Origin of the sequence: Arthrobacter sp. NPDC093128 (assembly GCF_040683875.1) — a bacterium.
Classification (GTDB): domain Bacteria; phylum Actinomycetota; class Actinomycetes; order Actinomycetales; family Micrococcaceae; genus Arthrobacter.
Genome location: NZ_JBFBEY010000014.1, coordinates 39835 through 63125 on the forward strand (window position 1 = coordinate 39835; position 23291 = coordinate 63125).

At 65.7% G+C, this 23291-nt stretch carries 20 protein-coding genes; 7 read left to right on the forward strand and 13 right to left on the reverse strand.

Annotated elements, in window-relative coordinates; translation table 11 throughout:
• Window positions 1-4 precede the first annotated feature (4 nt).
• Window positions 5-490, reverse strand: a complete 486-nt coding sequence (locus tag AB0N24_RS17015; RefSeq protein WP_364126667.1) for a pyridoxamine 5'-phosphate oxidase family protein — start codon at window positions 488-490, stop codon at window positions 5-7.
• A 155-nt stretch (window positions 491-645) separates the two neighbouring features.
• On the opposite strand from AB0N24_RS17015, the gene AB0N24_RS17020 reads away from it, so the two are divergent.
• Window positions 646-2346, forward strand: coding sequence for a GAF domain-containing sensor histidine kinase (locus AB0N24_RS17020; RefSeq protein ID WP_364126937.1), 1701 nt, complete (start codon window positions 646-648; stop codon window positions 2344-2346).
• On the opposite strand, the gene AB0N24_RS17025 is transcribed toward AB0N24_RS17020, so the two are convergent.
• Complete coding sequence (locus tag AB0N24_RS17025) at window positions 2343-3107, reverse strand: response regulator transcription factor (protein WP_364126670.1); 765 nt, start codon at window positions 3105-3107, stop codon at window positions 2343-2345. The genes AB0N24_RS17020 and AB0N24_RS17025 overlap by 4 nt on opposite strands.
• Window positions 3108-3378: 271 nt before the next feature.
• Between AB0N24_RS17025 and AB0N24_RS17030 the strand changes: the two genes are divergently transcribed.
• Window positions 3379-3822, forward strand: coding sequence for a universal stress protein (locus tag AB0N24_RS17030; protein WP_364126672.1), 444 nt, complete (start codon window positions 3379-3381; stop codon window positions 3820-3822).
• A gap of 48 nt (window positions 3823-3870) precedes the next feature.
• Here AB0N24_RS17030 and AB0N24_RS17035 read toward each other — a convergent pair whose 3' ends face one another.
• The 3 genes from AB0N24_RS17035 to glgC all read right to left on the reverse strand — a co-directional run bounded on the left by AB0N24_RS17035 (window position 3871) and on the right by glgC (window position 7353).
• Complete coding sequence (locus AB0N24_RS17035; protein WP_364126675.1) at window positions 3871-4332, reverse strand: pyridoxamine 5'-phosphate oxidase family protein; 462 nt, start codon at window positions 4330-4332, stop codon at window positions 3871-3873.
• A 101-nt stretch (window positions 4333-4433) separates the two neighbouring features.
• Complete coding sequence (locus AB0N24_RS17040; protein ID WP_364126677.1) at window positions 4434-5885, reverse strand: SDR family NAD(P)-dependent oxidoreductase; 1452 nt, start codon at window positions 5883-5885, stop codon at window positions 4434-4436.
• Window positions 5886-5931: 46 nt separating this feature from the next.
• A complete protein-coding gene (gene glgC, locus AB0N24_RS17045; protein ID WP_364126680.1) occupies window positions 5932-7353 on the reverse strand; it encodes a glucose-1-phosphate adenylyltransferase in 1422 nt (473 codons plus the stop codon).
• Window positions 7354-7455: 102 nt separating this feature from the next.
• Here glgC and glgA point away from each other — a divergent pair, with 102 nt between their 5' ends.
• Window positions 7456-8652, forward strand: coding sequence for a glycogen synthase (gene glgA / locus AB0N24_RS17050; RefSeq protein WP_364126683.1), 1197 nt, complete (start codon window positions 7456-7458; stop codon window positions 8650-8652).
• Window positions 8653-8783: 131 nt separating this feature from the next.
• On the opposite strand, the gene AB0N24_RS17055 is transcribed toward glgA, so the two are convergent.
• Both AB0N24_RS17055 and AB0N24_RS17060 read right to left on the reverse strand, forming a co-directional pair.
• Complete coding sequence (locus AB0N24_RS17055) at window positions 8784-10898, reverse strand: acyl-CoA dehydrogenase (protein ID WP_364126685.1); 2115 nt, start codon at window positions 10896-10898, stop codon at window positions 8784-8786.
• A 30-nt stretch (window positions 10899-10928) separates the two neighbouring features.
• Window positions 10929-11723 carry a TetR/AcrR family transcriptional regulator gene (locus AB0N24_RS17060; RefSeq protein ID WP_364126687.1) on the reverse strand — a complete coding sequence of 265 codons (795 nt, stop codon included), beginning with the start codon at window positions 11721-11723 and terminating at the stop codon, window positions 10929-10931.
• On the opposite strand from AB0N24_RS17060, the gene AB0N24_RS17065 reads away from it, so the two are divergent.
• Genes AB0N24_RS17065 through AB0N24_RS17075 form a run of 3 tightly spaced genes read left to right on the forward strand, consistent with a single transcriptional unit; the run spans window position 11724 to window position 15353 of the window.
• Window positions 11724-13094: an acetyl-CoA C-acetyltransferase gene (locus AB0N24_RS17065; RefSeq protein ID WP_364126690.1), complete on the forward strand. Its 1371-nt coding sequence runs from the start codon at window positions 11724-11726 to the stop codon at window positions 13092-13094.
• A 10-nt stretch (window positions 13095-13104) separates the two neighbouring features.
• Window positions 13105-14445 (forward strand): 3-oxoacyl-ACP reductase, encoded by a 1341-nt coding sequence (locus AB0N24_RS17070; protein ID WP_364126693.1) that lies wholly within the window; start codon window positions 13105-13107, stop codon window positions 14443-14445.
• On the forward strand, window positions 14442-15353 hold the full coding sequence (locus tag AB0N24_RS17075) for a MaoC/PaaZ C-terminal domain-containing protein (RefSeq protein WP_364126695.1): 912 nt from the start codon (window positions 14442-14444) through the stop codon (window positions 15351-15353). The genes AB0N24_RS17070 and AB0N24_RS17075 overlap by 4 nt, the downstream gene beginning before the upstream one ends.
• A gap of 115 nt (window positions 15354-15468) precedes the next feature.
• On the opposite strand, the gene AB0N24_RS17080 is transcribed toward AB0N24_RS17075, so the two are convergent.
• The 5 genes from AB0N24_RS17080 to AB0N24_RS17100 are packed head-to-tail and all read right to left on the reverse strand — an operon-like array spanning window position 15469 to window position 20028.
• Window positions 15469-16590 carry an FUSC family protein gene (locus AB0N24_RS17080; protein ID WP_364126698.1) on the reverse strand — a complete coding sequence of 374 codons (1122 nt, stop codon included), beginning with the start codon at window positions 16588-16590 and terminating at the stop codon, window positions 15469-15471.
• Between the two features lie 47 nt (window positions 16591-16637).
• Window positions 16638-17777 (reverse strand): serine hydrolase domain-containing protein, encoded by a 1140-nt coding sequence (locus AB0N24_RS17085; RefSeq protein WP_364126701.1) that lies wholly within the window; start codon window positions 17775-17777, stop codon window positions 16638-16640.
• Window positions 17778-17815: 38 nt separating this feature from the next.
• Window positions 17816-18898 (reverse strand): glutathione S-transferase C-terminal domain-containing protein, encoded by a 1083-nt coding sequence (locus tag AB0N24_RS17090; protein ID WP_364126704.1) that lies wholly within the window; start codon window positions 18896-18898, stop codon window positions 17816-17818.
• A 9-nt stretch (window positions 18899-18907) separates the two neighbouring features.
• Window positions 18908-19666: a M50 family metallopeptidase gene (locus AB0N24_RS17095; RefSeq protein WP_364126707.1), complete on the reverse strand. Its 759-nt coding sequence runs from the start codon at window positions 19664-19666 to the stop codon at window positions 18908-18910.
• Window positions 19663-20028 carry a TraR/DksA C4-type zinc finger protein gene (locus AB0N24_RS17100; protein WP_364126710.1) on the reverse strand — a complete coding sequence of 122 codons (366 nt, stop codon included), beginning with the start codon at window positions 20026-20028 and terminating at the stop codon, window positions 19663-19665. Before AB0N24_RS17100 ends, AB0N24_RS17095 begins: the two co-directional genes overlap by 4 nt.
• 143 nt (window positions 20029-20171) lie before the next feature.
• Between AB0N24_RS17100 and malQ the strand changes: the two genes are divergently transcribed.
• On the forward strand, window positions 20172-22325 hold the full coding sequence (malQ, locus tag AB0N24_RS17105; RefSeq protein WP_364126713.1) for a 4-alpha-glucanotransferase: 2154 nt from the start codon (window positions 20172-20174) through the stop codon (window positions 22323-22325).
• 25 nt (window positions 22326-22350) lie between these two features.
• Here malQ and AB0N24_RS17110 read toward each other — a convergent pair whose 3' ends face one another.
• A complete protein-coding gene (locus AB0N24_RS17110; RefSeq protein WP_364126716.1) occupies window positions 22351-23241 on the reverse strand; it encodes an HNH endonuclease in 891 nt (296 codons plus the stop codon).
• Window positions 23242-23291 lie beyond the last annotated feature (50 nt).

Here is a 23291-nt window from a genome sequence, read left to right on the forward strand (position 1 = left end):
CACATTATTCGTCCGCAGACCGGGTGGCGTCATCGAGCGGCGTCCACCAGGTCAGCGGGGGAGCGACCTTGAAACGGCGGCCGGTGACCGCGTCAGGGGTGATCCGGACGAAGTGCTCCTTCGTTCCGGCCTGCCAGGGGAACAGCAGCAGCCCCACGGTGTCCAGGACCTCCTGCGGATTCTTGACGGGGGCGGCCTGGCCCTTGACCACCACGCTCCAGGCGATCCCGGAGTCGGAGTCCACCCCGTCGGCCTCCACGGCTACGGGCGTGTCGCCGGTTGCTGACTGAAGCTTGGTGCCTTCTGCCGTACGGAACACCAGCGTGCCGTGGTCCACCTTGTAGTTGATGGGGAAAATGTCCGGGTGGTCATCCACCCAGACGGCCAACCGGCCCACTGAGACGCTCCGCAGCAGCCGCCAGCATTCATGGCTGTCAAAGTTTTCGACCTCGTACGGAGTATCAGCGCCCGGTTTCCGATCTGTGCTCATGACGCTGAGCATAGGCAAGGAACACCAGGCAAGCTAGAGCACAATGGCCCCATGCCGCCGCAACCCACTGTCCGCCCCCGGGAATTGGGGCTTAACGGTATTCTGGCCTCACGCCGCCGGGGCGGACGGAAACGGTCAGGAGTCGGGTTGTGGATATGCATGCCAATGGCGACGGTCCCGAACGGAATACAACAGCGGGCAGCCTGAGGATCGAAGACCTGCTCAAGGATTTCGTGTCACGGGCCGGTGAACTCCTCCAATTCCAGGAACGCATGGGCGGCCTGCTCGAAGCCGTCGTGGCGGTCGCGGAGGATTTGAGCCTGGACGCCGTCCTGGAACGTGTTGTCCAGTCCGCCTGCCAGCTGCTGCACGCCCGCTACGGGGCCTTGGGTGTTATCGGTGATGACCGCGCCCTTAGCCACTTCATCACCGTCGGGATCGACGGCGAACTGGCCAAGCGGATTGGTCCCCTCCCCACCGGCCATGGCGTCCTGGGATTGCTGATCTCCGATCCCAGGCCGCTGCGGCTCCATGACCTTCGTCGCCACCCTGAAGCCTACGGCTTTCCCAAACACCACCCGCCCATGCAGTCGTTCCTCGGCGTCCCGGTGCGTGTCCGCGACGTCGTCTTCGGCAACCTGTACCTGACGGAAAAGGAGGGCGGCGGAGATTTCACCGTAGAGGACGAGGAGCTTGCCGTTGCCCTGGCGGCAGCGGCCGGTGTCGCCATTGAGAACGCGCGGCTGTACGACGACGCCCGGCGCCGGGCACAGTGGCTTGAAGCCTGCATGGATGTCTCCGGGCTGATGCTGGGGAGTGATCCGGCGTCCTCCTCAGAGGGCCTTGATCCCATTGCCGGGAGGGCGCTGCGGGAATCCGGGTCCAGGCTGGCCCTGATCGTGGCACCGTCCGCGGATGGCGTCGGCTATGTTGTGGCCGGCGCCGACGGCAAAGACGCGGACTTGTTTTCGGGCCTGCCCCTCGCGCTGGAGTCGGAGTCCCTGCAGGTGGTTCTTGCCGGAGGCGAGCCGCTTCTCGTGGACAATGCCGCGGATGTTCTGGGCGTGCTGGAGGGGACCGTGACCGGTCCGCTCCTCGCGGTGGCTCTCAGCACCCAGGGCGCCCATCACGGACTCCTCCTCCTGGTCCGCGACGCCGGGGCCGGCGCCTACGGCCGCACGGACGTGGAGATGGGGGCTGTATTTGGATCCCACGTCGCTTTGGCGCTGGAACTCGCCAGGGTCCACCGCCTGCGGGAAGAACTGCTGGTCTTTACCGACCGGGACCGCATTGCCCGCGACCTTCATGACCTCGTGATCCAGCGGCTATTCGCGGCGGGCCTGAGCGTCCAGAGCCTGACCCGCTTCACCAACGAGGGCCTGGCGCTGGAACGGATCGGCGCGATCACCGGGGAACTGGATGAGGCAATCCGCAGCCTGCGGGACACCATCTACTCGCTCCGGACCGGCAACGGGGACACCGAGCTTCTCAGCGGAAGGCTGCGGCGTGTCACCCGGAGCGCATCCAAGTCCATGGCTTTTACGCCCGGGCTGAACCTGGAAGGCCCTGTCGACTCAGTCCAGCCGGACACGGCCAACCACGTGGTGGCGGTTGTTTCCGAAGGCCTGAGCAACGCCATCCGCCACTCGGGCGCAGACTTGATCGAGGTATCCGTCTCGGCCCTTAAGGGCAGGATGACCGTCCTGGTCACCGACAACGGCCGCGGGTTCAGGGACTCGGCGAAGCGCAACGGGCTCAACAACATGGAGGAGCGCGCCAGGATACTTGAAGGCACCTGCACCATCACCAGCGCCCCCGACGCCGGTACCAGCCTGGAGTGGTCAGTCCCGCTTTAGTGGCGGTGGCCGTCAGCATCGGTGCCCGGGGAGTGGGCAGCGGCAGAATGGGCCGGACCGGAGTGCCCCGAGGTGAACGGGGACGGCATTGCGTTGTTTGCGATGTACACCGCAGCCTGCGTGCGCCGTTCGAAGCCCAGCTTCGCCAGGAGCGAGGACACATAGTTCTTCACGGTCTTCTCTGCCAGGAACATTTCAGCCGCGATCTGCCGGTTGGTGAGGCCACCGCCCACCAGTTCCAGCACCCGCCGTTCCTGTGGTGTGAGCCCCGCAATCCTTGGATCCACGTGTTGGGGCGTGACGAGGCTTTCGACGATGCTTGCCGCCACGCCGTCGTCGAACAGTGACTCTCCTGCAGCGGCACGGCGCATTGCGCCGATCAGGTCCGTGCCGCCAATTTCCTTCAGGACGTATCCACGGGCGCCGGCGAGGACCGCCCCCCGCAAGGCCTGCTCATCGTCAAAACTCGTCAGGATGAGGCAGTTGAGGTTCGGATCCACCGACCGGACATCCCTGCAGACTTCGATGCCCGTTCCGTCGGGAAGGCGGGCGTCGAGCACGCTTACATCCGGGTGCAGGGCGGGAATGCGCCGCGTGGCCTCAACCGCGGAACCGGAACTCCCCACAACGTGGAAGCCCTCGCCTTCGAGAAGCTCCTGCAACCCCCGCCTGACAAGTTCGTGGTCATCGAGGATGAACACGCGGATCAGGTCAGTATGCGTTTCCTGCGCGGAGGGACCCTGGTCTGCCCTGGGAATCATGGTCCTCCTGTCCGGCGGCCGGAGCTGCCACTGTCGGTCCGCAACCGGCGTGCCGGTACGGTGCAAGTCCCATTATGTCTGCCCGGACCGGGTTTCGGTCATCCGGCTCTGCCATTCTCGTTCACGGTCATAAGTGCAACAAGGGTCCTTGGACCCGCGGGGCATGACTTTAGGCCCTACCTGCCCACGCTGCCGGCACACATCCTTGAAGAACACCCACCGGATCCCAGCGGGCTACGGCCGGCGGGAGCCGGATGCGAAAGAAGAGGAAATGAACGAGGCCAGGGACGTCCGTACGATAGTTGTCGGAGTGGACGGCTCCGAGGCTTCGGTGGAAGCACTGAAACACGCCCAGGGTCTCGCGGTGGGCCTCGGCGCACACGTGGTGGCGCTGGCATGCTGGGATTACCCGCCGGTGTACGACGGCTATGTGGCCATGGGGATCAACGACTTCGACGTGCGTGCCGGGGAGATCCTCCAGGAGTCTGTAGCCAAGGCCTTTGGGCCGGAAACGCCCGCGAACGTCGAGACCCGGCTGGTGCAGGGGCGACCACGGCACACGCTCATTGACGCCAGCCGGACCGCCGACATGCTGGTGGTCGGAAGACGCGGCCACGGCGGCTTCGGAGGGCTGCTGCTGGGCTCCGTGAGTTCCGCCTGTGTTGCCCACGCTCACTGCCCTGTACTGGTCGTCCATACGCCTGAAAAGCATTGACCGGGTTGCCCGAACGGGCCCTTACCTAGATCAGGTCCCTAACGGTCGCTACTCGAACGCAGCGCGCCGGGGATCGGACAGCCGGGTGTTCCACAGGTCCGGCTTCTTGACCTTGAAGCGCCGACCGGTCAGCGCCTTGGGCGCGAGCCGGACGTAGTAGTCCTTGTCACCGGGCTGCCATGGCTCCAGGAACAGGGCGTCCACCTGCTCCTTCTCCTCCTGGCCCTCCATCAGCTCGGATTCGCCGCGGGCAACAACGCTCCAGGCCATCTCTTCATGGGCGTCATAGCCGTCAATTTCGAAAGCCACCGGTTTGGACGTCATGGCCGCCCAGAGCTTGGTTCCGCCGGCTGTCCGGAAGACGATGCTCCGGCGTTGAAGCACGAAGTTCACCGGGAAGATTTCCGGATGGTCATCGACAATGAGCGCGATCCTCCCGACCGTCTCGGTGTCGAGCATGTCCCAGCACTGGTCAATGGACAGCTGGCCCTCGGGCGTCGTCGTGTTCATGTAGACCCACGTTACGGTCCCTCCGGCAGGCCCATTAGGGCCATAAGGCCTTGCCCGGCGCTCCGGTAGCCGCTGCTATGCGAGTGGTTGCGGAGTTCCTGCTACCAGGGGCTCGGTTTGTAGTCCTTGAGGAAGACGCCGTACTGGTCTTCGCCGTTTTCACCCATGACGATGGGATCGTAGACCCTCGCCGCGCCGTCAACCAGGTCCAGCGGTGCGTGGAAGCCTTCCTCCATGAGCCGGACTTTGGTGTAGTGGGGGCGTTCATCCGTGATCCATCCGGTGTCCACCGCCGTCATCAGGATTCCGTCGGAATCCAGCATTTCCTGCGCACTGGTGCGCGTCATCATGTTCAGGGCCGCTTTGGCCATGTTCGTATGGGGGTGGCCCGGGCCCTTATAGGCGCGTGAGAACTGCCCTTCCATGGCGGAGACGTTCACGATGTACTTCCGGTGCGCGGTGGAGCGTTTCATGGCCCCGCGCAGCCGGCTCACCAGCAGGAACGGTGCAGTCACGTTGCAGAGCTGAACCTCGAGCATTTCCAGGGGGTCCACTTCATCCACCACCTGGGTCCAGCTGTTGATCGCGGCCAAATCCGGGACCAGCCCGCCGGCGTCGATGGCCGTACCGGACGCAATCCGTTCCAGCGATGCGGACCCCGTGGAGAGGGCGAGGGACGTGATGGCATCTCCGGCGAGGACGGGATGCTCCGTGACGCTGCTGGCGAGGGCCAGGGGGTGCTTGTCGTGGGCGTGGCCGAACGTCACCAGTTCGGGACCCCCGTTAGCGGGTTCGAGTGCTGCCGGCAGGGGCTCGTCCTCGGCATCAACCAGCGGTTTGTAGGCGTTGCCGGACCGCCGGACGGTCTGGGCTGCGTTGTTGATGATGATGTCCAGCGGGCCTGCCGCGTCGAGCGAATCAGTCAGGGCCATCACCTGGGAGGGATCGCGGAGGTCGATGCCCACAATCCTTAGCCGGTGGAGCCAGTCCCCGCTGTCCTCCATCGCCGCGAACCGACGGGCTGCGTCCTTCGGGAAGCGCGTGGTGATGGTGGTGTGGGCGCCGTCCCGAAGCAGCCGGAGCGCGATGTACATGCCGATTTTGGCGCGCCCGCCGGTAAGCAGTGCGCGCCGGCCCGTAAGGTCGGTGCGTGCGTCGCGCTTGCTGTGGCTGAACGCGGCACACTCTGGGCACAGCTGATGGTAGAAGGCATCAACCTGCGTGTAGTGGTTCTTGCAGATGTAGCAGGGGCGGGACCTGATGAGGTGCCCTGCCACCTTGCCCGTCGCCGAGGGTTCCAGCTTGTTCCCGCGGGTCTCGTCATCGATCCGGTCGGGGGCCGCGGTGGCCGTCTGGGCGATGACGGCGCGGTCCGATTCGGCGATCAGGTCGCGCTTGGTGACCCGGCGGTGGCGCTTGACAGCCTTGAACATCTTGCCGGTGGCGCGGCGAACCGAGACGTAGTCGGGGTGTTCCTCGTCGTAGGCATGGATGGTGTTTAAAACCTTGAGGCAGGCCTGGATGTCCTCAGGCGTCAAATCGGGGGAGTTCATTGTTCCGATTTTACAGCCTGGGGAGCTTCCGGCCTGCCGTCAGGGTTTAGCGGCTAGTGCTGATCGACTCCTGGTCGGTGCCTGCCACACCGACGGCCGAAGCGTGGGCTTCCCCTACCTTGGTCACGGAGTCCCGTGCAGAAGGGTAGTTTTCCGTCGCCGCCTTCACCGCATTGGGCACCAGGTGCAGGTTGGCTGCTGAAAGCTCCCGTTCCGCTGCGTCCGGCTCAGGGACATGCTGGCCCTTGGACAGAACAGTGATACCGGAGTCCGTCACCTTGAATCCGCGTGCGCGGTCGCGTTCCGGATCGAGGCCGATCGCGGCCCCCGCGGGCACCTTGACGTTCTTGTCGATAATGGCGCGGTTGACCACGGCACCCTCGCCGATCTGCACCTTATCCATCAGCACAGAATCCACCACGCGGCTGGCCGTACTCACGTAGACGTCGTTGGACAGGACCGAGCCCTCCACGATGCCGCCGGAGATAACCACGCCGCTGCCCACGATGGAATCCAAGGCGGTTCCCACAGTGTTGTTGTCGCCGCGGACGAATTTGGCTGGCGGAGAAATGCTCTGGCGCGTGTAGATGGGCCATTCGGAGTTGTACAGGTTGAACACCGGAAGCGGCGAGATCAGGTCCATGTGCGCGTCGTAGAAGGAGTCGATCGTGCCGACGTCGCGCCAGTACGTGCGGTCCCGCTCGGTGGAACCCGGAATATCGTTCAGCGTGAAGTCATAAACGCCGGCTTCGCCCTGGCCGACGAAGTAGGGGATGATGTCCCCGCCCATGTCGTGCTTGGTGTCAAGGCGTTCGGCGTCAACGTGCAAGGCTTCCACCAGGGCGTCGGCGTTGAAGACATAGTTACCCATGGACGCAAGGAACTGTGTGGGATCGGCTGCTAGGCCCGGGGTCGAGGAAGGCTTTTCCACGAATGCGGCGATCTTCTGCGGATCGTTCTGGTCCACTTCGATCACACCGAACTGGTCGGCCATGCTCAGGGGCTGCCGCACTGCAGCCACGGTTGCCTTCGCCCCGCTGGCCACATGCTGTTCCACCATCTGGGCGAAGTCCATCCGGTAAACGTGGTCCGCGCCAACCACCACCACAATGTCCGGGTTGGCGTCATGGATCAGGTTCAGGGACTGGTAGATGGCGTTGGCACTGCCAAGGAACCAGCTCTTGCCGACACGCTGCTGCGCCGGAACCGATGCAACATAATTGCCAAGCTGCGTGGACATCCGCCAGGTCTCGGAAATATGGCGGTCCAGGCTATGCGATTTATATTGCGTGAGGACAACTATCTGGAGATAGCGCGAATTTACGAGGTTTGATAGCGCGAAGTCGATTAGCCGGTAACTCCCGGCAAACGGCACGCCGGGTTTAGCCCTGTCAGCCGTCAATGGCATCAGACGGTTTCCTTCGCCTCCGGCGAGGACAATAGCCAGGACTTTCTTATTCAACGGCATTATGGTCGCTCCTGTACGCCTTCGTAACTACCCCAAAAAGTCCGGCATGCCCGGACCCCTTCACACTAGAACAGATACGCCGGAACGACTACCTTGGGTAACGTGCGAATAGACATTGTGACTAAAGAGTTCCCGCCCGAGATCTACGGTGGCGCCGGCGTCCACGTTGCTGAATTAAGCCGCGTCCTGGCAAAACATGTGGATTTGCAGGTGCGCGCCTTCGGTGCGCCCCGGGATCCCGACTATCACGGGGCCAAAGTGACGTCCTACTCGGTTCCGGAGGACCTGGGTGCGGCCAATGCCGCCGTCCAGACCCTGGGCGTGGACCTGCGGATCGTTCCGGACATCGCCGGAGCGGACCTGGTCCATTCGCACACGTGGTATGCCAACATGGCCGGTCACCTGGCCTCGCTGCTCCACGGCATCCCGCATGTGCTGAGCGCCCACAGCCTCGAGCCGCTGCGCCCGTGGAAGGCCGAACAGCTGGGCGGCGGCTACGCGCTGTCCTCCTGGGTGGAGAAGACCGCCTATGAGGCCGCCGCAGCAATCATCGCCGTCTCCGAGGGGATGCGCCAGGACATTCTGCGCAGCTACCCGGACGTCGACCCTGCCAAGGTCCGCGTGGTGCACAACGGCATCGACGTCGAACTCTGGAAGCGGGATGAGGGTGATGACGCCATCAGGGCGCTTGGCATCGACCCGGAACTTCCCAGCGTGGTCTTCGTGGGCCGGAACACCCGCCAGAAGGGTGTTCCGTACCTGCTCCGTGCAGCGGCAAAGCTGCCGGCGGACGTCCAAGTGGTGCTGTGCCTCGGCGCAGCGGACACGCCCGAACTCGCTGCGGAAACCGCACGGCTGATCGAGGAACTCCAGAGCCAGCGCAGCGGCGTAATCCTCATTGAGCGGATGCTGCCCCGCAAGGAACTGATCCAGGTCCTCAGCCACGCCACCGCCTTTGCCTGCCCGTCCATCTACGAGCCGCTCGGCATCGTGAACCTGGAAGCCATGGCCTGCGGCGCTGCCGTTGTGGCCAGCGCCACCGGCGGCATTCCCGAAGTTGTCCAGCATGGCGAAACCGGTCTGCTGGTGGACATCGAACAGGTCACCGACGGGACGGGCACTCCGCTTGATCCCGAGAAGTTCGTCACCGAGTTTGCGGCTGCCCTGACCGAAGTGGTGTCGGATCCCGAGCGGGCCCGCGCCATGGGGCAGGCGGGCCGGCGCCGGGCGGAGGAGCACTTCTCCTGGGAGTCCATCACGGAAACGACACTTGAGGTGTACCGCTCGGTCCTTGCCTGAACCGGAACGGACGGCCGTTGCCAATCGCCACGGGTAATCGGTAGCGGGCAATAGACGACGACGGCGCCGCCCCCACTTAGGGGGCGGCGCCGTCGTGGTTTCCGCAGTTTCCTACGGAAATCCGGGCGAAGCTAGCGCCGCGGAGCTTTGGCATCCCGGACCTGCCGGGCCAACAGGACCTTTTCCTCCACCGGCGCCTGTCCGTCGGCGCGCTGCGCCCGGAAGTACGCACGAGCCTCGTCCTGGCGGATCTGCTCGGCCCCGGTGGCGATGGCCGCACGAAGGTGCTCCGGCCCGTACCCGAAGGCATCCACAAGGTCCAGGGCATGCGGGCGGATTTTGGCCAGCAGGCGGTTGATGTAGTCGCCTACAGTGCGTCCGCGCTGCATCGAAAGCCGCCCGTTCATGAGGTACCAGGACAGGTTTTTCTCGATGAGCGAGAGCCCGAACAGATCCCGGAGCCAGGTCAGCACGCGCCTGGTACCCGGGTCGGCCACATTGGCCAGCGCCTCCGTGAAGGCCTCCCACTGCAGAAGCTCCGCATGGGCCTGCGCTGCCTCGATCAGTTCATTCTGGTGCTCGTTGAAGACGGCGGCCGCCTGGTGCTGGGGCATCTTGTTGGTGCCCTTCAGCTCGGCTCCGACCTCGGCCACCATGGTCTGTACCCGGTCGGTCAGCAGCAGCCGCTGGGTGTCTCCGTCCCTGAGCGCGATTGCTGCCTTCTGCACCGAACCCGTGTCGGCAACGAATTGCGCAACCTGGCGCAGGCCCGTCCGGTGCACTGCGACTCCGGCGGCCTGGCTCACGACGTAGCGAGCCAGCACGCCGACGCCGACGGTTCGGAACTCCTTGGCGTAGTCGGCGAGGAGGCGCTTGGCCACCAGCTGGAGCAGCACGGTGTTGTCGCCCTCGAAGGTGACGTACACATCCAGGTCTGCGCGCAGTGATGCGAAGCGGTTCTCAATCAGGAAGCCGGCACCGCCGCAGGCTTCGCGGCATTCCTGGAGGGTATCCAGGGCGTGCCATGTGCTCAGCGGCTTGAGTGCGGCGGCGAGGGTTTCCAGGTCCTGGCGGTCCTCGTCCGTATCGTGTGCGCCGGAGAAGACGTCGTCGAACTTCTGCAGGAGCTGCTCGTGGGCGAAGCCGGCGGCATAGGTCGTGGCGAGACGTGTGAACAGACGCCGCTGGTGGCGCTGGTAGTCAAGCAGCACCTCTTCGTCAGTGTGGGAGGAAGCATTGAACTGGCGGCGCTCGGCGGCGTACTGGATGGCGGTCTTGAGGGCGAGCTTGCTGGCCGCGACTGCGGCACCGTCCAGGGACACGCGGCCCTGGACCAGGGTGCCCAGCATGGTGAAGAAGCGGCGGCCCGGGCTGGCGATGGGGGAGGTGTAGGCGCCGCCGGCATCGACATTGCCGTACCGGTTGAGCAGGTTGGTGCGCGGGATGCGGACATTGCTGAAGTGCAGCCGGCCGTTGTCGATGCCATTGAGTCCACCCTTGACGCCGTCATCCTCACCGCCGATGCCCGGCAGGAATTCCTTGGTCTCCGGATCCCGCAGGTCAACGTAGAACGCGTGCACTCCGTGATTTACGCCGTTCGTCACGAGTTGGGCGAAGACCACGGCGCCGAGCCCGTCAATTGCGGCGTTGCCGATGTAGTCCTTCCAGGCGGCGCGGAAGGGTGTGTGGATCACGAACTCCTGTGTCGCGGGGTCGAACGTGGCAGTGGTGGCAATGCTGGCCACGTCGGAGCCGTGCCCGGTTTCCGTCATGGCGAAGCAGCCGGGGATGTCCAGGTTCATGATGCCGGGCAGCCACTTGGCGTGGTGCTCCTCGGTACCCAGGTGCATCACGGCTGAGCCAAAGAGCCCCCATTGGACCCCCGCCTTGATCTGGAGCGACGGATCGGCCGTGACCAGTTCCTCGAACCCGGCGATGTTTCCGCCGTGATCGTCGGAACCGCCCAGTGCTGCGGGAAATGCCCGGTGGACGGCTTTGTTCTCGACCAGGTACTTCAGTTGGCCAAACGTGCGCTTCCTGTGCTCGGTGTGGGTGAGGCCCTCGGTCTTATGCAGTTCGGGGCGGCCGGACAGCTCGCGCGAGTGCCGGCGGATGTGGGCCCACTTGCCCAGGAGCTGCTCGCCCAGGGCGGCGACGTCGACGGCGGGCTGCCCGTCGGCAGGTTGCTTTGTACGGCCGGCGGGCCGGCTGGCCTGGCCAGACGGTCGGTCAACTACGTCAGTCATGTCGATTCCTTCTTTGGTTCTGACAATTCACTAAGGGTTTGGGGTCTGGGGGTCCGCAGTTTCCAGTTCCGGGGCTATTCCGACGCACAGCCAGGCAGTGATCTGGCGGGCCATGGCGTCCTGCGTCGGTTTGGCAGCAGACTCGGGGGTGCCCAGCCACTGCTCCCCGGCGTTCCGCACGAGCCCGATCGCCGCGGTGGGCCAGTAGCCGATCACGGCTTCCTTGCCGGTGCCCAACTGCGCGCGCATGGGCCGGGCAATCATGTCGCGCACCTCTTCGAAGAAGTGGCCGAGGGCTCCGGATACTGCCATGCCCGCGTTAGCTGCCCCTGGCTCGCCTGAAGAGTAGGTGGTGACGAACGTATAGACGTTCGGGCTGGTTTCCGCCATTTGCAGATAGGCCGAAACCATCGCCAGTAGCCCTTCCCGGGGTGTCTGAGCGCTCTGGGCAGCTTCCTGGATGCGGCGCTGCATCTGGCTGAGCACCACTTCGCCCACTGCCTGCTGCAGTCCGGCCTTGTCGCCGAAGTAGCGGTAGAACACTGACTTTGACGTGCCTGCGGAGGCCGCGATGTCCTCCATGGAAGCATCGCTGCCGAGCGCGTGGACGGCTTTCCGCGCGGACTTGATGAGTTCACGCCGGCGTTCCTCCCGGTGTGACTGCCAGCGGGCGGCGCGCCCGTCGACAGTGCCGCTCGAGGCGTCACTGCCTGAGGCGGCCCCGCCGGAAGGCGCGGGAAGTTCAACGTGGAGGATGTTCACGATACCCAGCGTATCAGGTACGCTGGGTATCGGTAACCAGCGTTGATCAAGAGGAGACATCACATGTCCTTTACCGGACAGTCCGCAACCGGACCAGACGAATCATCCACCACCCGCTCGCCAGCACCTGCTGCGGGCTCGGTGCGCAAGGCCGTGGTGGTAGGCGGCAACCGGATTCCGTTCGCGCGGACAGGCGGGGCCTACACCAAGTCTTCCAACCAGGACATGCTGACGGCCGCACTGGACGGCCTGATTGCCCGCTTCGGCCTGCAGGACGAGCGGATCGGCGAGGTTGCCGCAGGCGCAGTCCTTAAGCACTCCCGCGACTTCAACCTCACACGCGAGGCGGTGCTGGGCTCTGCCCTCTCTGCCGAAACGCCCGCCTACGACCTGCAGCAGGCCTGTGCCACCGGGCTCGAAACGGTCCTTGGCCTGGCCAACAAGATCAAACTGGGCCAGATCGAATCGGCCATTGCGGGCGGCGTCGATTCCGCCTCCGATGCGCCGATCGCCGTAAGCGAGGGCCTGCGGGAGGTGTTGCTGGACCTCAACCGTGCCAAGTCCCTGCCCCAGCGGCTTCAGGTCCTGAGCCGCCTCCGGCCGAAAGACTTGGCACCCGACGCACCGAACACGGGGGAGCCCCGGACGGGCCTTTCCATGGGCGAACACCAGGCTCTCACCACGGCACAGTGGAAGATCGCACGCGAAGCGCAGGACGAGCTGGCCTACAACAGCCACCGCAATCTTGCAGCCGCCTATGATGCGGGGTTCTTCGACGACCTGCTCACGCCCTACCGCGGCCTGAACCGGGATTCGAACCTCCGCCCTGACACAACCCTGGAAAAACTGGCCACGCTGAAGCCCGTCTTCGGTAAGAACCTCGGCGCTGAGGCAACCATGACCGCCGGGAACTCCACGCCGCTGACCGACGGCGCGTCCACCGTGCTGCTGGCCTCGGAGGAATGGGCGGACGCGCACGAGCTGCCGAAGCTTGCAGCCGTCGTGGACGGCGAGGCGGCCGCGGTCGACTTCGTCCATGGCAAGGACGGCCTGCTGATGGCGCCCGCCTTCGCGGTGCCCCGGCTGCTGGCGCGCAACGGCCTGACACTTGATGACATCGATCTCTTCGAGATCCACGAGGCGTTCGCCGGAACGGTCCTCAGCACCCTGGCCGCGTGGGAGGACGAAGAGTTCGGGCGCACACGGCTGGGCCTGGACGGCGCATTGGGCAGCATTGACCGTTCCAAGCTGAATGTCAACGGCTCCTCCTTGGCGGCGGGGCACCCCTTTGCCGCCACCGGTGGGCGGATTGTGGCCTCACTGGCCAAGATGCTTCACGAAAAGGGCCAGGTGGACGGCCGTCCGGCCCGGGGCCTGATTTCCATCTGCGCTGCCGGCGGCCAAGGGGTCGTCGCCATTCTTGAAGCACTCTAGGGAGGCCGGCGTGACAGACAAGTACACACAATTCGTAAGCCGCGGAATCGGAAAGGATGTGGCCAGGAAGCTTGGCCTGCCGCAGCCGGCAGTGCTCAGGCGCTACCAGCCGGGACAGTCCCTCGTTCCCGGCCCGATCCTGGTCCAGGGATCCAGCGGGGGCGCTGACGAACTGGCCGCCACCCTCCTGTCCTGGGACCTCGACGTCCGCCGGCATGCAGTGCCACGGGAGAACCTGGGCGCGATCGTCCTGGTCCTGGACGAACTCGATCGCCCGGAGGACCTTGAAAAGCCGGTTCTCTCGGCGGCATCATCCGTCAGGGATCTGGCGCCCAACGGCCGCGTCGTCACGGTGTCCCGCACCCCGGCGAGCGCGCACGGCCCGGCCGCCGCTGCAGCGCGCCAAGGCGTGGACGGCCTGCTGCGTTCCCTCGCCAAGGAGTTGCGCGCCGGCGCCACGGCAAACGGCATCGTACTGGCCGAGGGGGTAACAACCGCGAGCCCCAGCGCTCTCGGCGCCGTGCGCTTCTTCCTGTCCGGCCGCTCCGCCTTTGTCGACGGGCAGCTCCTCACCGTCGCAACAGGGGAAGGGCAGCTCCCCGCCGATCCGGAAAAGCCGCTCGCCGGCAAAGTCGCAGTCGTGACCGGCGCCGCCCGGGGAATCGGCGCGGCAATTGCCCGCACGCTCCACCGGGACGGCGCCACCCTGGTGGTCGTCGACATCCCTGCCGCCGGAGACCACCTGGCAGCGGTGGCAAACGAAGTCCGGGGGACTGCCCTGCAGCTGGACATCAGCCGGGAAGACGCAGGCCAGCGGATCATCGACCATGCGGTGGGAAGGCACGGCCGGCTGGACATCGTCATCCACAACGCAGGCATCACCCGGGACAAGCTGCTGGCCAACATGGACCAGGGCCGCTGGAATTCGGTGATTGCCGTCAACATCGCGGCGCAGCTTCGCATCAATGAGGCGCTGCTGGCGTCCGAACACTTCCGGAACGCACCGCGGATTGTGTCGGTCGCGTCCACCAGCGGCATTGCCGGCAACCGCGGGCAGACGAACTACGCGGCGTCCAAGGGCGGCGTGATGGGCATGGTGCGCGCCACGGCACCGCTCCTGGCGGAACGCCACGGTTCCATCAACGCAGTTGCCCCGGGCTTCATCGAAACTGAAATGACTGCGCGGATTCCGTTTGCGACGCGTGAAATAGCACGGCGCCTCAACTCCCTGCAGCAGGGCGGGCAGCCCGGTGACGTCGCCGAGGCCATTGCGTTCCTGGCCAGCGACGCCGCCGGCGGCATCACAGGCGAGGTGCTGCGGGTATGCGGACAGAACATGGTGGGCGCATGACCGGTGCCCAGCCCGTAATCCTCGGGGACATGCCGTCCCTGTCCAAGCTGTACGTCAATGCGGCCGCCACTGCGGCAAGGCGCCGCATCCTTGGTACCGATGCGGGGACCGCACTGCCCCCTTGCGGGCATGAGGTCAGGGGCGTCAAAGCGCAAGTGGGTAACCTCACCGCCTACCAGCACCTTGTGGGCGAGACCGCAAGCGACGTCCTGCCGGCCGGATTCATTCATGCCCTCACGTTCCCCGTGTCGATGAGCGTGATGAACCGTGACGATTTCCCGCTGCCGTTGCTGGGAATGGTGCACCTCAACAACAACGTGGAGCAACACGAACCGGTCCTGTTCACTGAGGCATTGGACATCACATCCTGGGCCGAGAACCTGCGCGGGCACCGTGCCGGCACTCAGGTGGACATCGTCGCGGAGGTCCGCCGCACGGGGGAAGCCCAGGTCCGCTGGAAGGGAACCTCCACCTACCTGGCAAAAGGCGTCTTCCTTCCCGGGATCGACAAGCCCTCGGTACCCGCCACGTCCACAATGTTCGCGGCGCCTGACCCGACGGCACTCTGGCAGCTGGGCGTCGACACCGGCAGGGCTTATGCTGCGGTGTCCGGCGACTTCAACCCCATCCACCTGAGTGTGCTCTCGGCCAAGGCCCTGGGCATGCGGCGCTCCATCGCGCATGGCATGTATCTGGCCTCGCGGGCACTCGCCGATGTCGGCGCCGTGAAGGGGGATTCCTTCCGCTGGGATGTTGCCTTCGAAGCGCCGGTGTTCCTGCCGGCCCGCGTGGCATTGGACATCAGTTCGGTTCATGCTCCGGCCGGCGCCTGGCAGCACTCCGAGTACGTTGCGTGGAATCCGAGGTCAGGCCGGCGGCACTTCAGCGGTTCCGTGGCGGCGCTGTAGCGCCACGGTCCCGCAACAGCGCCGAAAATCACGACGCCGGTGGTCACCTCGTATGGTGACCTCCGGCGTCGTAATTGACGCGGTGGCTAATCCTGAAGGTCTCTCCCGACGCGGTTCAGGACTGCCCGGCCGTGACCGCACGGAGAATGCGGTGAAGGTTCAGGACGATGGATTCGGCTGCGCTCGGGGCCTGCGGGTTGACGTCATCGGAGGCCATCCGCCCGGCCAGGGCGTCCACGGCCGCATTGGCCGCGGCAATCAGCTCGTTTTGTTTGTCGGGGCTTTCGTCCTCCATGGACCTCATCACCTCACTGACCGCGTCCAGCGCATCAGCAAGGGGCTCGCTGTAGGGCAGGGGGATCACGAAGGGGACGTCCTTGTCCCAAATGACGTCCGACAGGACTTCAGTCATGTCCTGGATGTGGAAGGTCACGCTCTCCAGGCCGCGAAGGTCTTTGTAGTCCTGTTCCAGGTCGTGGTCGTGGAGACGGCGGCGGGGATTGGCCTGCCTGCTGGCATCAGCCTTCTGGACGGCCGCCCGTACCGCACTGGCCGACTTCGCCAGATCCTCCGAACGCACCGCCCAGTCCTCATGTTCGGGCGGCCATGTTTCCCGCAGTGCTGCGCCCATGTCCGAGAGCTGCTTGGCGAGCGCCCACCGGAGTTCGGCGAGGCTGAGCGCTGCAGCTTTGAAGTGGAGCGGGGGAAAGACCAGCAAGTTGACGGCGATGCCCACCATCACCCCCACACCCATCTGCAGGAGGTAGCCGAAGGAGAAATCGTCCGGGTTGTCTCCCCCCACCAGGAGGACCAGCAGTGCCGCCGTTGGAATCCAGTCGCGTCCGGCTCCAAGGCGCGGCAATCCGGCCAGCAGGACTCCCAGCCCCATCACGACGGCCACTGTCACAGGCGACGGGTCGCTGAAGCTGACCAGCAGGAAGGCCAGGCCAATTCCGAGGCCCAGCCCCACCAGCGTCTGCACGCCTTGCTTCATGGAACCCGAAACGTTCTCGTACATCGCCACGAGGGCGCCGAGCGGGGCGTAGTAGGGGTACTGGGCTGCGGCGCCGGGCATCAGCGGTGCAATGAGGAAGGCCAGGCCCGCCGCGAGGGCCGCCTTCGATGCCAGCTGCAGCCGCGGGCCCGAGAGCGCAGCAGCCACGCTGTCCCGCACGGACTGCCATATCCTGCCGGTCCGCGATGGGCTGGCTTCGTCTTGCCGTTTTGCGATTTCCATTTGGCCTCACCCTAAGCGGGTCCTGATGGTGCTACAAGTGGACAAACCTACTCACGGGTATGTGCCGCCGCCGGCACGTGCCTGGCCGTGCCTGCTGCCTGCCGCACCGCGTGGGCCAAACGATGTGCCCGGCCCGGGGTGCGGCCTTCCTCCTGCCTTCCGGGAATGTAGCCGTAAGCGAGATCGTAGGCGGGGTCCGCGAAGCCGAGCGCGGCGTTGGCGCCTTCATGGCCGAACGCGCGGTGGCTGCCGAAATTCCGGCTGGGGTGCGGCTTCATAAACACAATGGCAAAGGCGTTGTCGAGGCCCGACGCACGGTCCAGGCCCCACACCTGTTCCTCGGACATGGTCCGGACGGTTTCTGCCGAAAGGAAGGATTCGCCGCCGTCGAGGCCCGTGGTGGCGGCAGCATACAGGCGTGCGAGGCCGTCGGCGGATCCCACGCCTCCGGCGCTGCTCATGCCGTGCTCGCGGATGACCCTGTGGTTGGGGAGTTCCATGACCGTGCTGACGGCGGCGTTGCCGTTCAGGCCATCGAGTCCCAGCGGATCCAGCCACGGCTGGAGGGGGTCGACGTCGTACAGCACGTCCCGGTAGCGGGGTTCCTCGTCCTCCGGCAGTCCCAGGAAGAAGTCGACGCCTAAGGGCACGCGGATGCGGGCATCGTACAGTTCCTGTAGTGTGCTGCCGGTGACGCGGCGGCAGATCTCCTCCATGAGGATCCCAATGGTCAGGGCGTGGTAACCGAATGTGGCACCGGGACGCCACAGGGGAGCGGTTGCCGCGAGCCTGCCGGCCGCGCCCGCCGTCGTGAATTCACTGAGTGCGAATCCGCCCTCCACGCCAAGCAGCCCTGCCCGGTGGGAGAGCGCATGCCGGACGGTGATTGCTCCTTTTCCATGGGCCGCGAACTCCGGCCAGTAGTGCGCCACTGGCCGGTCAAGGTCAAGTAGTCCGTCCTGGACCAGGAGGCCGATGACGAACGCGGCCACACCCTTGGTGCAGGAATAGGCCCCCGTGATGGAATCCGAAGCCAGGTGCGGGCCGCCGCTGAGGTCCAGCACCTTGTTGCCTGACTGGTAGACGGCAAGCTGGGCACTGTATTCCGGATCATCCCCGAGGAACGATTCAAAAAGGGCCCGGACCGCTTGGTATTCGGGCGCGGCAAATCCTGACGAGAGTGGCATGGCTCAACATTAGCGGGGCGTGCGGATGACGGCGGCGATCAGCGTGCGCCGTGTCCCGCGGCAACTTCTTCGCCGCTGCGGACGGCGCCGGGGGCGGTGCCGTCTCCGAAGGGACGGCCGCCAAGCGCCTCCCGGCCGTGCCGGGTCAGCCAGCCGGAAAGATCCGGTCCCTGCGGCACGATTCCGGTGGGGTTGATGTCCTCATGGACGATGTAGTAGTGCTGTTTGATCTGGACAAAATCGATGGTGTCGCCGAATCCCGGTGTTTGGAACAGGTCCCGGGCGTACCCCCACAGGACCGGCATCTCGCTGAGCTTCTGGCGGTTGCACTTGAAGTGGCCGTGGTAAACGGCATCGAACCGGACGAGGGTTGTGAACAGGCGGACGTCCGCTTCGGTGATCGTGTCGCCCACTAGGTAGCGCTGCCCGGCAAGCCGCTCTTCGGCCCAGTCCAGGGCAGTCCAGAGGCGTGCGTAGGCGGCGGCGTAGGCCTGCTGGGAACCGGCGAAGCCGCACCGGTACACGCCGTTGTTGATTTCGGTAAACACTCTTCTGTTGACGTCGTCGATTTCCGGGCGCAGATGTTCCGGGTAGAGATCGGGGGCCCCGGGACGGTGGAACGCTGTCCACTCCGTGGCGAAGTCCAGGGTGATCTGGGGGAAGTTGTTGGTGACCACCTCACCTGACCGGACATCCACGATCGCCGGCACGGTGATTCCGCGGGGGTAATCGGGGAACCTCCGGAGGTAGGCGTCCTGGATCCGCTCGATCCCCAGCACCGGGTCGACGCCGTCCGGGTCCAGATCGAATGTCCACGACCGTGCGTCATGGGTGGGACCGGGCTGCCCGAGGGAAATGGCGTCCTCGAGCCCCAGCAGCCGCCGGACGATTACCGCCCTGTTCGCCCACGGGCAGGCACGGGCTGCGATGAGGCGGTACCTGTCCGCTTCCACCGGCCAGCCGGGTTCGCCGTTGGGGCCGGCAGAGCCGTGGCGGGTTATCCGGTCCTCGATGTAGTTGGTGTCCCGGGTGAATTCTTCTCCGCCGGTGACGTAGGACCCTCTGGTGCTGGACCCGGGGTCGGATCGATGTTCGGCTGCAGCGCGGGAATCGGAAGTCATGCTTCCACCCTATTGCCGCGCAAGCCCCGGCAGTGCCGTCAGCACTTGGGCCATCGGCTGCCAGGCCACCCACCAGGAACCGGCAACGACGGCGGCGAAAAGCAGAATCCAGATGGCTGAGGGCACGGACGTGGCGCGGTAGAGGAGGTGGGCGTCTGACGTGGGCAGCTTGTCCCGGCGCCGCAGATGGACGTTGGAGAGTTTGGCGAGGTCACGGACGGCGGCCACGAGCAGGGCGAGCCCCAGGGAGATCACCACGTGGGCGGTGAATTCAGGCGGAACGAACAGCACCAGGAGCGCTGAGCCAAGGACGGCTGCAGACGTGATTAGGAGCCCCATGGCGTTGCGGATGAACAGGAAGGAGCCCAGCAGGACCAGGGTGCCGACAGACATCGCCGCCGGTCCCCAGCCGTTGAAACCGGACCACACCATGGCGGCTCCGACGACTCCGGGCACCGGATAACCCCAAAACGTCGACCAGATGGCTGGGAAGCGGCCCCTGCTGTACGTGGTGGTTGTCCCGGAGTGGTCCAGGCTCAGCCTGATGCCTCCCAGGCGTTGCCCGGTCATGAGGGCGGCGAACGCATGGCCGAGTTCATGGGTGACGGTGGCCAGCAGCCCGAAGTACCGCCAGGACCCCTTGGGGAGGGATAAGGCTGTGGCAACCAGGATGACCAGCATCAGTTCCATGGCCGTCACCTGCGGGGACGGGGACTGCGAAAATCCCGACAGAATCCGCTGCCACAGCGAACCGGCAACGTCCGTCATGCTTTCCGGCCCAACGTTCCGCCGGCATGGTCGATGCAGAACGGCGTCCAGGGGCGGGCTTCGAGCCTGCCTTCGGCTATGGGTGCCCCGCAGACTTCGCAGTAGCCGTAGCTGCCGTCTGCGATCCGCCCCAATGCCGCCTCGACCTGCACGAGTGTGGCGCTGCTTTGCTGCATCAGTGCGGCGGCCTGGGAGAGCTCAAAGGCGATGGTGGAGCCCTCTGGATCATGTTCGTCATCGACGTTTGAGTCCTGGCGTGCAGCGTTGGCGGAGCTAATGTCCGCACGGAGGGCCGGCAGCAACAGAGCTTTCCGGGCACGCTCCTCTTCCAGCAGCATCCTGAACCTCTCGACGTCGACCATAGTGTCCTAGGCTAGCCCGGTCCAGGCAGCGAGTCGAAAGCGGCCGGGCCGCGGGCCGCGGAAACCCCGCAGGGCTAAGCTACGGACAAAATGCGCAGGCGGCTGACCGTGATGCCGCCCGGCAAGCCCATAGAGTAGTGGCCATGGCGGATGTAACGGCACAGGACCACATGGAAATTGACGACGAACTGCTCCGGAAACTGGCGGCAGCCCGCGGCGTGAGCACCTCCTTCCGCGGCTGGGACGGCGTTGCACATCCCGTTGCGGCCAGCACGCTGCGCAGCGTGCTGACCGCTTTGGGGGATCGGACGGAGACGTTGGAGGACCTTCAAGGCGCCCTGCACGAAGCGGAACTGGAGCCGTGGACGCGCGTGTTGCCGCCGTCGCTCGTTGCCAGGGAAGGCACGGAAATCCATGTTGCCGTTCATGTGCCGCACGGTACCGGCGTCAACGTGTGGGCGGTGACCGAGGACGGGAACCGCGTGGACGCGGAGCAGCGTGAAGACTGGCAGGCGCCGAGGGACGTGCGCGGCGTCCTTACAGGGAGGGCTGCGTTCGCCATTCCCGGCGGTTTGCCCCTGGGCTGGCACACCCTGCATGCCGACGCCGACGGTGAGCGGGCAGAGTGTGCGCTGATCATCACACCCGAACGGCTGGAGACTACCCGGCGCTTGGCGTCCGAGCGCCATTGGGGCCTTACCGCCCAGTTGTATTCGGTGCGGTCGTCCCGGTCGTGGGGCATCGGCGACTTTTCAGACCTTGTTGACCTTGCCGCGATTGCAGGCAACGACGGTGCGGGTTTCGTCCTGGTGAATCCACTGCATGCGGGGGAGCCCCGGCCGCCCATTGAAGATTCACCGTACCTGCCCACGACGCGCCGTTTCTTCAATCCGCTCTATATCCGCGTGGAGGACGTGCCGGAGTACGGTTACCTCGATCCGGCGTCCAGGGCCGCGATCGGGAACAGTGCGGTGGGCCTGCACTCCGCCAATACGGCCGACGGCCTGTTGGACCGAAATTCCAGCTACGAAGCCAAACTCGCCGCGCTCGAGCTCATTTTCAAGGTCCGCCGCAGCCCCGGCCGGTCCCTCATGTTCAAGAATTTTTGCGCAGCGGAAGGGAAGGGACTGGATGACTTCGCGCTGTGGTGCGCCCTCGCGGAGCGGCTTCCGTCCACGGCACCCGAATGGCGCGGCGAGGCGTCGTCACCGGACACGCCGTACTGCGACACCATGCGGGAGGCATTGGCGGACCGGCTGGAGTTCTATCGCTGGATGCAGTGGATCTGCGACGAGCAACTGGCCACAGCGCAGCGCGCGGCCAAGGCGTGCGGGATGGCCATCGGGATCGTCCATGACCTTGCAGTGGGCGTCAAGACGGACGGGGCGGACGCCTGGATGCTCCACGGCGTGCTCGCCCAGGGCGTCACGGTCGGCGCCCCGCCGGACGTTTTCAACCAGCAGGGACAGAACTGGACCCAGCCGCCGTGGCATCCTGGCCGCCTCGCGGCTTCAGGGTACAGGCCTTACCGAGACATGCTCCGGACCATACTCCGTCATGCAGGCGGCGTCAGGGTCGACCATATCCTGGGTCTGTTCCGCCTATGGTGGATTCCGGAAGGCGCCGGACCGGCTGAAGGCACGTATGTCTACTACGACCATGAAGCCCTGATCGGCATCCTCGCCCTGGAGGCCCAGCGGGCGGGCGCAACAGTGGTCGGGGAAGACCTTGGCGTGTTCGAGCCCTGGGTCCGTGACTACCTGACGGAGCGGGGCATCCTTGGCACCTCCATCCTGTGGTTCGAACACGGGGAAGCCGGACCCCTTTCGCCCGAGGAATACCGGCAACAGTGCCTGACCAGCGTCAACACCCACGACCTTCCCCCGACGGCGGGGTATCTCGCCGGGGAGCACGTCACCCTCCGCGAATCACTGGGACTGCTGCTGCGTCCCGTTGAGGAGGAACGGGCCGAGGCTGCGGCCGAGCAGGAGGCCGTGCTTGCCATGGTGCGTGAACGGGGTCTGCTGCCCGACGAGCCAGGCGACGTTCAGCGTACGGTGGAGGCGCTCTACGCCTTCACTGCCCTGACGCCGTCGGCCCTGCTGGGCGTCGCCCTCGTTGACGCCGTGGGGGAAACGCGCACCCAAAACCAGCCCGGAACGGACGCTGAACACCCTAACTGGCGCATCCCGCTTGCGGGCCCCGATGGCCCCGTCCTCATTGACGACCTGCCGGCGAACGACAGGTTCAATTCCCTGGTCGGGGTAGTCCGCGACGCGCTGAAGGCCTCACGGTAAAGAGCGTTGCCCCGCTGCGCGACCTTTACCGCCCGGGAGCCGGCGGATACCCGGGCTGAGCAGGGCCGAGGATCCGCTGTGCCTCGTGTTGGGACTCCAGCTCCCCGGGGCTAAGGGTGCGCCCGCGCATGAAACCGGCGCCCGCCAGGAGCTGGCGCAGTTCGGAGAGGGACCGCGGCGTGGTCGCACCGATGTGGGCCATGGCGTGGCAGTTCGCACAGAGCGGCACCAGATCCGTGACCGGATCCAGCCGGTAGTTGCTGTCGAGCTGCGAAGCCGGCACCGTGTGGTGCACATCGATGAAGTCCCTGCCGGTTTCACCGTAGGCGATTTCGAAGGAAAAACCGCAGGCAGCACAGATGGTTCCGTAGTGGGCGATGCAGGCACGCCGCGCCTCCGGGTTCCGTTCATAGCGGTTCATTCCAACTGTGCTGACCGCCCAGTCGGGGTAGGTCCCGGGCACCGGCAACGCAGACTCCGGGATTGGCGCCGGGCCTTCCACCTGCCATAAGTCACGGATGCGGGCCTCCGCGGACGGCGCTATGGCCTGGCCGCTGCGGACAACGTTCCAGTGCACCTCCGGAACGTTGTCCCTCAGAACCTCGGGCGCCACCTGGTCGCCGAGGGGAAGGAGTGAATCGAAGGCGACGATCAGCTGCGTGGATGCCGTACCGGCAGCGGCGGCGGGCGCCCCTGCGCAGGGCTGCACCGGGATCACCGTGCCGTGTCCGAGCAGGCCCCTCCCACGCTTGCCCCGCAACAGCAGCCAGGCGTCCCCGCCGGCGGGGATGTCTGCCGGGCGGGCAACATCCCACCGGCCGTGGAACTGCCCGGTTTCGCGAACCTGTTCGACGACGGACGTGTAGTTCCAGTCGTTCCAGCGGTCCGGGTTCCACACCAGGAAGATGGCTGTCATGCGCCCATTCTTTCAGTGCTTCAGTCCGTCGGACACGCCGGTCCGTGCGG